Source organism: Microbacterium sp. TPD7012, assembly GCF_003075395.1.
Taxonomy (GTDB): Bacteria; Actinomycetota; Actinomycetes; order Actinomycetales; family Microbacteriaceae; genus Microbacterium.
Genome location: NZ_QDFV01000002.1, coordinates 840441 through 848885, shown reverse-complemented (window position 1 = coordinate 848885; position 8445 = coordinate 840441). Strand labels below are relative to the sequence as shown.

Sequence of the window (8445 nt, the reverse complement as noted above, 5' to 3'; positions counted from 1 at the left end):
CCGGGCCTCGCCACATGGTCGTGCACCCCAGCGGGCACCTGCATGTCGTGACCGAGTACTCGTGCGAGGTGTTCACCCTCGCCGCCGGCGTCGACGGCACCTGGCGCGTCGTGYCGTCGACGCCGGCGGCGAGGGTGAACACCTCGCACGAGTACTCGGTCACGACATGCAGGTGCCCGCTGGGGTGCACGACCATGTGGCGAGGCCCGGTGCCGAGCGGGAGCACCACCTCGTGGTCGAGGATCAACCCTTGGGCTGCCGAGCTCGTCCCCTGGGTTGCTGAGCCTGTCGAAGCACGCCAGATCCGCGACCAGCAGAACCAGACCGGACAGCACGCGCTTCGCCGTGAACAGAAGCATGGGAACCTCTCGGGTCGGAGGGGAAGGGGTGGGCCGGGGCGGACGCGAGCGCCGCCCCGGCCGGAGCATCAGCCCCGAGTGATGTAGCGCAGCGTCGGGAACATCATCCCGACGACCGGCTGCAGCTGGATGCCGCTCGCTGTGTAGTAGATGTTGTTCGCCTGATACCAGACCGACCACCACGCCTGATCGACGAGAGCCTTGTTCAGCTCTTCGATGGCCGCGGTCTGCGCGTCGCCGCGCTCGGTCTGCACCTTCTCGACGAGCGGAGCGATGACGTCGTTCTGCGCGTAGTCGGGCTCGGGGTTGAACCACTGCACGCTGGTGACCTGACGAGCCACCGTCGCGACGTCGTTCCCGTCCATCGCCAGGAAGGAGATGAACATCGGGTAGTTCGGCGCGTTCAGCTGGTAGTCCGGCATCTGCATGTTGTCCCAGGTCACCGTCACCCCGAGCTCGTTGAGCGCCTGCTCGGCGGACGGCTTCCACATCTCGAAGATCGGCGACATGGGCATCGAGATCGCGAAGCCGTCGGGGTAGCCGGCATCCGCCAGCAGCTCCTTGGCCTTGTCCATGTTGTAGGCGTAGGTCTCGTTCAGCGCCGGATCGTTGATGTCGCCGCCGTCGGGGAAGACCTGGTTGGTGGCGACTCCGGCTCCGCTGCCGACGGCGGCGAGGACCGCGGCGCCGTCGAAGGCGTAGTTGAGTGCCTGCCGCACCTCGAGCTTGCCGAGCGGCTCGCTCTTGGCACCGGTGTGGTCGGTGATCACGAGGCCCGCCCAGCCGGAGACGCGCTGGGCGACGTTCCATCCCTGCTGCCCCGCCTGCTCGAGGTTGGCGACGTCGCCGTACTGCACGTTGATCTGGCCGCTGAGCATGGCGTTGTGCCGAGCGGTGGCGTCGGTGATCGGGAAGATCGACAGCTCGGAGAACGGATACGTCGCGGCATCCCAATGGTCGGCGGTCTTGGTGAAGTGGTACTCCGCGCCGGCGACGCTCGTGGTGCTGTCGAGCACATAGGGGCCGGAGCCGATCGGCTCCTTGCCGAGAGACCCGGCCTCGATGGACGCCGGCGACATGACGTAACTGCGGCCGAGACCCATCAGATAGAGGATCGTGTCGTCGCGCTGCGTGAGCCGGATGCTGATCGTGTCGTCGTCGACCTTCTCGAACGAGGCGACATTGAGGTACGCCTCGCCGGAGCGCGGGCCGGCCTTGAGGTATTCGAGGCTCTTCACCACTGCATCCGCATCGACCGGGGTGCCGTCGCTGAAGACCGCGTCGGTCCGGATGTCGAGGTCGATGCTGAGATCGTCGTCGGCGACGGTCCATTCGGTCGCGAGCGACGGGATGGGCGCGCCGTCCTCGTCGAGGGCGATCAGCGCGTCGTAGACCGCAGAGAGGTAGGGACCGTCGAAGCCGATGTCGGCCAGTGACGGATCCCAGGAGGTGACGTCGAGGAAGTTGCCGATGTTGAGAGCGTCGGGTCCTTCGGCGCCGCTGCCGTCGGACGGTGACGGAGACGTTCCGCCGCTGCAACTGGTGAGCGCGAGGGTCGCGGCCACTGCTGCGGCGAGCGCGAGGGGCATTCGTTTCATGGTTCCTTCTCTCGGATGCAGGGAGGGTGAAGAAGGTTCGAAGAGCCGCTGGCCGGAGAGCCGGATCCGACGCCACTTCGATGTGTCGTGCTGGTTAGTCTACATGCGTGGAAAAAGAGCGCAACAGCGATCTTCGCCCGACGACCCAGCGATCATGCCTCCCGACGCACCCGGCTTGTCAGAGCGCGCAGGACTCGTCGGCGAGGACGGGTCTGGCGCTGCTCAGGCGGCGATGTCGAACCGTGCGCGGCCGCCGAGGCGGGGTGTGCGGGCGGGATCGACGCACCGGGGCGGTGTGAACCAGACCCGGGCCGCGATACCCGTGCCGTCGATGTGGATGTCCCATCCGTTGTCGTGGATGCGGTGATGACACGTCTCGCACAGCAGCACTCCGTTGGCGAGATCGGTGGGCCCGTGATCACGTTGCCACCAGCGGATGTGGTGGGCTTTCGTCATCTCGGGCGGCAGCCCGCACATCGCACACCCGCCATCCCGTTCCACGAGCGCCAGGCGTTGCGCCCGGGTGAAGAGGCGTTTCTCCCGACCCCAGTCGAGAATCTCGCTGCGCCCGCCCATGACCCACGGGATGACTCCGCGCCCGGCAGCCATCCGCCGCGCCGCCCCCACCCCTACGGGCTGGTCGAGTCCGTCCACGGTCGCTGATCCGGCCCCGGACTGCAGATCATCCAGGGTGAGCCGGACGATCACGGTCGCCCCGGCAAGCGGCATCCGCGATTCGCATCCCAGGATGTGCGCGCAGAACGCGGCGAGGGCATCGGCCTGAATCATCGCCACTGTGCGGCGATCCGCATCCACCGCCTCCGCATCGGGGGCATCCTTCCGGGCAGCGAACGCCGCCGACACGAACCCGCGGATCGCGGTCACCACCGGTGCAGCGGTCTCCGCATCGAGCACCGCACTGAGGTGCACCATCCCATCGCGTTCGAAGATCTTCAGCGACCGCTTCGCCCGCCTCTCATCCTCCTTCGGCTGCACACCATCGGGATCCAACCAGGCCTCAGCCCGAGTGATCAGCTTCCGCAGCTCATCCAACCCCAACCCGACCGCACGCTCCGTCAGCAGCGTCTCCGCCTCGAGGATCCGTTCCGTCCCCGCCACGACGCGGCACCGGTCCAACAACGCGATGATCAGCCCCGCGGCCGCCACACCAATGACCCCAGCAGCCAACGCTGCCCGCAACACCTCGTACCGGGCGGGCAACCGTGCCCCCAACAGGTCTGTGCGGGGTGCGGTCGCCTCCCCCACCGCCACCAACCGCGACGCATCACCCGACGAGATTCCGGTGGTCGCGGCGATCAACTTCGCCGCCGTCCGGAAGCCGTGCTCCTTCGCCAGACTCCCCGCCCCTAACTCCCGCCGCGACTCGTGAGCGATCCCGGCGGCGATGTCGGCGTGCACAGCATCGGCGCATCGCTGCAGCGCCCCGAGAGCGTCGTTCACGGCGATGAGCTGCTCCCGCGACAACCCCATCGCGTCATCCGCGCCCGCCCACGCCACATCGAGACGGGCGACCGCCTGATGCAATCCGGTGAGCTTCGACATACCCCGATTCTACCGCGCGTCCACTCAAGATTCGAAGCTATGTTCGATTACATATTGGCCTATCGGTATATCGTGAAAGCCTTGAATAACGCCCCAACGCCGACTGAGCCCATCCGAGTCGAGCCTCGTGACGGACCGTTCGCGACCGACGGCTCTCCCATCAAGTGGCGACGGACACCCGATGGCCACCTCAGCCGACCACCACGGACCTAGGCATCCGCAGACACCCCCGCACGCCCCGCGGGAATCCCCCGAGCTCCGGCCACGTTCTCCCCCCTCGGACGCTCCACGAAAGGCGCACGATGACCCCTCACCCCCGCGGTTCGGCCTGGCCGCCGCTGCTGGTCGCCATCGCCCTCGAAGTGTCGGCCACACTCGCCCTGCGCGCAGCTGAGGGCTTCACGCATCCGCTCTGGCTCATCCTGGTGGCCATCGGCTACAGCGGCTCGCTCTGGCTGCTGTCGATCGTGCTGGATCGCGGGATGCCGGTCGGCGTCGCCTACGGGATCTGGTCGGCGATCGGCGTGGTGCTCACCGCGGTCCTCGGAACGGTTCTGTTCGGCGAGCTGCTCGGCCCGGTGCAGATCGTCGGCGTCGGGGTGATCGTGGTCGGAGTGCTGCTGGTCGAGCTCGGATCCCACGCACGCGACGGCGCAGGGGCGGCGTCATGACCTGGCTGCTGCTCGCCCTCGCGATCGCGAGCGAGGTCACCGCGACTCTGAGCCTGCGCGCATCAGAGGGACTGCGTCGCAAGCGCTGGATCCCCGTGATCGTCGTGGGCTACCTCGCCGCATTCACCCTGCTCGGCGCGATCCTCGCGATGGGGATGCCGGTGGGCGTGGCCTACGGCGTCTGGGCCGCCGCCGGCGTGGCCCTCACCGCGGTGCTCGGTCGCGTCATCTTCAAGGATCACTTCTCCGCCATGATGGCGATCGGGGTCGCCCTGATCGCGGTCGGGGTGGCTCTCATCGAATTCGGCGGCGCCCACTGACGCAGGCCGGCCGACCCGCGCGACGTCCGCCGCCGGGTCACCACACACCGTCGGCCCTCACCTCCCGGTCGACCCAGCATCCGGCGAGCGCGGCCCGGACCTCCGCGCCGTGATCGCGGGCCAGCGCCAGCGCCGCGTGGTTCTGCTCGAGCTGCGCGACCCGTGACGCGCCGAACAGCACGTTGGACGTCGCGGGATTCGCCAGACAGAACGCGATGCCGAGGGCGGCGGGAGAGACACCGAACTCTCCAGCGACCCGCTCGACCTCCGGGTAGATCTCGGAGATCCGCTCCCGGATGCCTCCGACGTCCGCGCCGATCTTGCGCTGCGGCGCGCGACCCGTGGCGAGGATGCCGCCCTCGAACACGTCGGACGCCTGCAGGGTCAGCGTGCCGTCCGCGAACAGCGGCCCGTACGCCTGCCCCTCCGCCATCGAGCGCCGGGCGATGCCGTATTTCAGCTGCGCGAACACAGGACCGGCGACCCCCTGGGTCGCAGCCTCGGCCAGGGCCGCTCGCGTGTGCTCGATGCGCCAGTTGTTGATGCCCCAGGAGCCGACGAGCCCTTCGTCGATCAGCTCGTCCACGTCGGCGACCAGGCGCGGCAGGTCGGGCGCGTCGATGTAGTCACCCACGACGAGCGTGTCGAAACGATCGAGGCCGGCGCGGCGGAGCGACTCGACGATCTGCGCCCGGAAGCCCTGGTTCGGCCAGTCCCACAGCCAGAGCTTTCCGCACAGCACGATCTCGGAGCGGTCCACCCCGCTCCTGCGGAGCGCCTCCCCGAAGAGGATGTCCGTCCTCGAGTTCTCCGCGTGCGGACCCATGTTGTAGAAGGCGACATCGAAGAATCCGGCATCGAGGTCGACGGCCCGACGGATCAGCGAGACCGCATCGTCCTGCGACATGCGGTCCCACGTGTTCCAGGACCCGAGCGCGAGCGGCGGCACCGGTGCGCCGCCCGGGCGCAGCGGCCTCCGGGCATATGTCTGATCGGGCATGACGACTCCTTCGGGACGCGCGAACGCGGGGTTGTGTTTTTCTATGTTTGTAGAATATAACGGAGACACCCCCGTCGCGACACCGTCAGTGAGGACGAACATGACCGAATCCCCCCGCCGCATCCTGGTCACCGGAGGCGCCTCCGGGCTCGGTCGCGGCATCGCGGCCGCGTACCGCGCCGCGGGCGCCACCGTCTTCATCGGAGACGTGAACGCGGATGCCGCCGCCGAAGCCGCAACCGCGATCGGCGCGACCGCTCTCACGCTCGACATCGGCGACGAAGCATCCGTCCTCGCCGCCGCCGAGCGGATCGTCGCGGCCGGCGGACTCGACGTGCTCGTGAACAACGCGGGGATCGTCGCCGGCGGAGGCACCCTGCAGGAGGTTCCCGTCGACGTGGTCGACGCCGCGCTCCGCGTCAACGTGCGCGGCACCTTCCTCATGCTGAGGGTCTTCGGAGCCCTCCTCGCCGAGGCCGGTCGCGGCAGCATCGTGAACATCTCATCGATCGGCGCGCGGCAGCCCACACCGGGCCTCGGCCACTACGAGGCGACGAAGGCCGCGGTCGACGCCCTCACGCGTACGGCAGCGATCGAGCTCGCCACCTCCGGCGTCCGAGTGAACGCCGTCGCCCCCGGCCCCGTCCTCACTCCCCTGACCGCCGCGTTCGCCGACGAACCGCAGGCCCGCGCCGCCTGGGAGTCGCGCATCCCGCTCGGCAGGATCGCCGAGGTCGACCAGATCACCCCGCTCGTCCTGTTCCTCGCGAGCGACGCCGCCAGCCACATCACCGGGGTCTCCGTCGCCGTCGACGGCGGACAGCTCCTGGTCTGAACCGACTTCGCCCTCACCGGACAGGACATCATGACGATCCCCACCACCACGCGCGCGGCCGTGCTCACCGCGCACCACGAGCCGCTCACCCTGCAGGATCTTCCCCTGCCGACCGAGATCGAGCCGGGCGCCGCTCTCGTCCGCATCGCGTGCACCACACTCTGCGGCACGGACATCGAGATCTGGGAGGGACGGATGACCTTCCCCGGCATGCTCCCGATGGTGCTCGGTCACGAGATGGTCGGCGAGATCGTCGCCGCCGGCCCGGAGACGAGAGACGCCCTGGGCCGCCCGCTCGCCCCCGGCGACCGCATCGGCTGGTCCGAATCGACCTGCGGCGAATGCCACGGCTGCGTCGTGCTGCGCGAGCCCGTCGCGTGCTCCCGCCGCGGCTACGGCTTCCTGCAGCGCGCGGACGTGCACCCCTTCGCCACCGCCGGTCTCGCCGAGTACGCGTACATCACTCGGGGCGCGGCCAAGCTCCTGCTGCCGGCATCGGTCAAGGACACCTGGGCCTCGATGGCGGGATGCGCCGCGAAGACCGTCCTCCGATCCTTCGAGCGCGGCGGACGCATCCGCCCCGGTTCGACGGTCGTGGTGCAGGGCTCCGGTGCTCTCGGCATCTTCGCCACCGCGGTCGCCAGGATCGCCGGCGCCGGCGAGGTGATCACGGTGGGCGCGCCGGCCGCGCGTCTCGAACTCGCCGCGCGGTTCGGAGCGGATGCCGTCGTCGACTTCCGCGAGGGACCGGTCATCGAGCAGGTCATGGAGCTGACCGACGGTCGCGGCGCCGACCACGTCTTCGACTTCGCCGGCGCTCCGAGCGTCGGCCCCGACGCGATCGGCATGGCCGCCCAGCGCGGCACGGTCGTGATCGTCGGCTCGACCGGCCCGACCGGCGACGGCTTCCCGCTCAGCACGATCATGGGCAAGGAGCTCACCGTGGTCGGCTCCCTCAACGGCGACATCTCCGACTACGCCCGCGCGATCGACTTCTTCACCGCCTTCGCCGGCCGCTTCCCCTGGGACGACCTGTTCAGCGCACCCGTCGGACTGGCCGATGCCTCCGCGAAGATCGCGAACATGCACCACCTCGATGAGGTCAAGGCCGTCATCGACCCGAGACTGTGAGGACCACCGTGACCACTCCCCTCGCTCGCCGCGAGATCGGCCGCAGCGGCATCGACGCCTCGCTGCTCTCGCTCGGCTCCTGGCACACCTACGACCGGATGGACTTCGCCGACGCGGTCGCGATGCTCCGTGAGGCCGTCGACCGGGGCATCAACCTGTTCGATGTGGGCGTGTACTCCGCGCCGGGCATGCCGCCGGTGTTCACCGACGTCATCTTCGCAGGCATGGTCCGCGCAGCGGGGCTCCGCCGGGACGAGTGGCTGCTGTCGTCGAAGCTGTGGCTCGAGTCGTTCGGGGCCGAGGGATTCCGCCCACAGCTCGAGAACGCGCTGATGCGCGTCGGCGTGGAGCACGCCGACCTCGTGATCCTCGGCGACCTCCGTCGCGACGACCTCGATCTGCGCGATCTCGTTCTCGACCTCGCCGGATTGACGGATGCCGGGCTCATCCGCGCCTGGGGCGTGAACAACTGGTCCGCAGCGAGCATCCAGCAGCTGATCGACATCGCGGCGGCCGAAGGGGTCGCGGGTCCCCAGATCGCTCAGCTCAAATACAGCGTATCGCGGCGTTCGATCCCCGATGGGGAGCCGTTCGCCCGCCTGTGGGAGCAGGGCCTCGCGCTGCAGGCATCCGACTGTCTCGAGGGCGGTGTGCTGGCGGGCAAGATCGCCGGCGACCGGCAGATCGGCCGCGACCCCGGCGACATCCGCGAGCGGATCATCGACGACGTCCCCGCATTCACCGCAGCGGCGGCGTCTCTCGACGTCTCGCCGGCGCAGCTGGGCATCGCCTTCACCCTGACCCATCCGGCGCTCACCACCACGCTGTTCGGGGCATCGAGCGTCGAGCAGCTGCGCGCGAACCTCGACGCCGCCGCCCTCGTCGACCGCATTGGGGCGGCCGAGCTGCGCCGTCTCGTCGAACCGTTCTGGGCGGACCGCGACGTGGTCTCGCCCGAAGGACCCTGA

The 8445-nt window shown here is 69.2% G+C and carries 8 protein-coding genes and 1 pseudogene; 5 read left to right on the top strand and 4 right to left on the bottom strand.

Going from position 1 to position 8445, the window contains the following annotated elements:
- Positions 1 to 127: 127 nt before the first annotated feature.
- The 3 genes and pseudogenes from DC434_RS08010 to DC434_RS08000 all read right to left on the bottom strand — a co-directional run.
- A pseudogene (locus DC434_RS08010) lies at positions 128 to 250 on the bottom strand (beta-propeller fold lactonase family protein); the annotation flags it as partial.
- Positions 251 to 427: 177 nt separating this feature from the next.
- Complete coding sequence (locus DC434_RS08005) at positions 428 to 1957, bottom strand: ABC transporter substrate-binding protein (RefSeq protein ID WP_243408855.1); 1530 nt, start codon at positions 1955 to 1957, stop codon at positions 428 to 430.
- A gap of 222 nt (positions 1958 to 2179) precedes the next feature.
- Complete coding sequence (locus DC434_RS08000) at positions 2180 to 3520, bottom strand: HNH endonuclease signature motif containing protein (RefSeq protein ID WP_116634730.1); 1341 nt, start codon at positions 3518 to 3520, stop codon at positions 2180 to 2182.
- A 302-nt stretch (positions 3521 to 3822) separates the two neighbouring features.
- Here DC434_RS08000 and DC434_RS07995 point away from each other — a divergent pair, with 302 nt between their 5' ends.
- Both DC434_RS07995 and DC434_RS07990 read left to right on the top strand, forming a co-directional pair.
- Positions 3823 to 4191 carry a multidrug efflux SMR transporter gene (locus DC434_RS07995; protein ID WP_116634729.1) on the top strand — a complete coding sequence of 123 codons (369 nt, stop codon included), beginning with the start codon at positions 3823 to 3825 and terminating at the stop codon, positions 4189 to 4191.
- Positions 4188 to 4511, top strand: a complete 324-nt coding sequence (locus DC434_RS07990) for an SMR family transporter (RefSeq protein WP_116634728.1) — start codon at positions 4188 to 4190, stop codon at positions 4509 to 4511. The genes DC434_RS07995 and DC434_RS07990 overlap by 4 nt, the downstream gene beginning before the upstream one ends.
- 37 nt (positions 4512 to 4548) lie before the next feature.
- Here DC434_RS07990 and DC434_RS07985 read toward each other — a convergent pair whose 3' ends face one another.
- Positions 4549 to 5511 (bottom strand): aldo/keto reductase, encoded by a 963-nt coding sequence (locus tag DC434_RS07985; RefSeq protein ID WP_116634727.1) that lies wholly within the window; start codon positions 5509 to 5511, stop codon positions 4549 to 4551.
- Between the two features lie 100 nt (positions 5512 to 5611).
- Between DC434_RS07985 and DC434_RS07980 the strand changes: the two genes are divergently transcribed.
- From DC434_RS07980 to DC434_RS07970, 3 genes are read left to right on the top strand one after another with little or no spacing between them, the layout of a single operon-like run.
- Positions 5612 to 6346 carry an SDR family NAD(P)-dependent oxidoreductase gene (locus tag DC434_RS07980; protein ID WP_116634726.1) on the top strand — a complete coding sequence of 245 codons (735 nt, stop codon included), beginning with the start codon at positions 5612 to 5614 and terminating at the stop codon, positions 6344 to 6346.
- A gap of 30 nt (positions 6347 to 6376) precedes the next feature.
- Positions 6377 to 7477 (top strand): zinc-binding dehydrogenase, encoded by a 1101-nt coding sequence (locus DC434_RS07975; protein WP_207769926.1) that lies wholly within the window; start codon positions 6377 to 6379, stop codon positions 7475 to 7477.
- A gap of 8 nt (positions 7478 to 7485) precedes the next feature.
- Positions 7486 to 8445, top strand: a complete 960-nt coding sequence (locus DC434_RS07970) for an aldo/keto reductase (protein WP_116634791.1) — start codon at positions 7486 to 7488, stop codon at positions 8443 to 8445.

Bases quoted from the DNA above. Each gene is read 5' to 3' on its own strand.
- DC434_RS08005 (WP_243408855.1), bottom strand. From the start codon at position 1,957: ATGAAACGAATGCCCCTCGCGCTCGCCGCAGCAGTGGCCGCGACCCTC.
- DC434_RS08000 (WP_116634730.1), bottom strand. From the start codon at position 3,520: ATGTCGAAGCTCACCGGATTGCATCAGGCGGTCGCCCGTCTCGATGTG.
- DC434_RS07995 (WP_116634729.1), top strand. From the start codon at position 3,823: ATGACCCCTCACCCCCGCGGTTCGGCCTGGCCGCCGCTGCTGGTCGCC.
- DC434_RS07990 (WP_116634728.1), top strand. From the start codon at position 4,188: ATGACCTGGCTGCTGCTCGCCCTCGCGATCGCGAGCGAGGTCACCGCG.
- DC434_RS07985 (WP_116634727.1), bottom strand. From the start codon at position 5,511: ATGCCCGATCAGACATATGCCCGGAGGCCGCTGCGCCCGGGCGGCGCA.
- DC434_RS07980 (WP_116634726.1), top strand. From the start codon at position 5,612: ATGACCGAATCCCCCCGCCGCATCCTGGTCACCGGAGGCGCCTCCGGG.
- DC434_RS07975 (WP_207769926.1), top strand. From the start codon at position 6,377: ATGACGATCCCCACCACCACGCGCGCGGCCGTGCTCACCGCGCACCAC.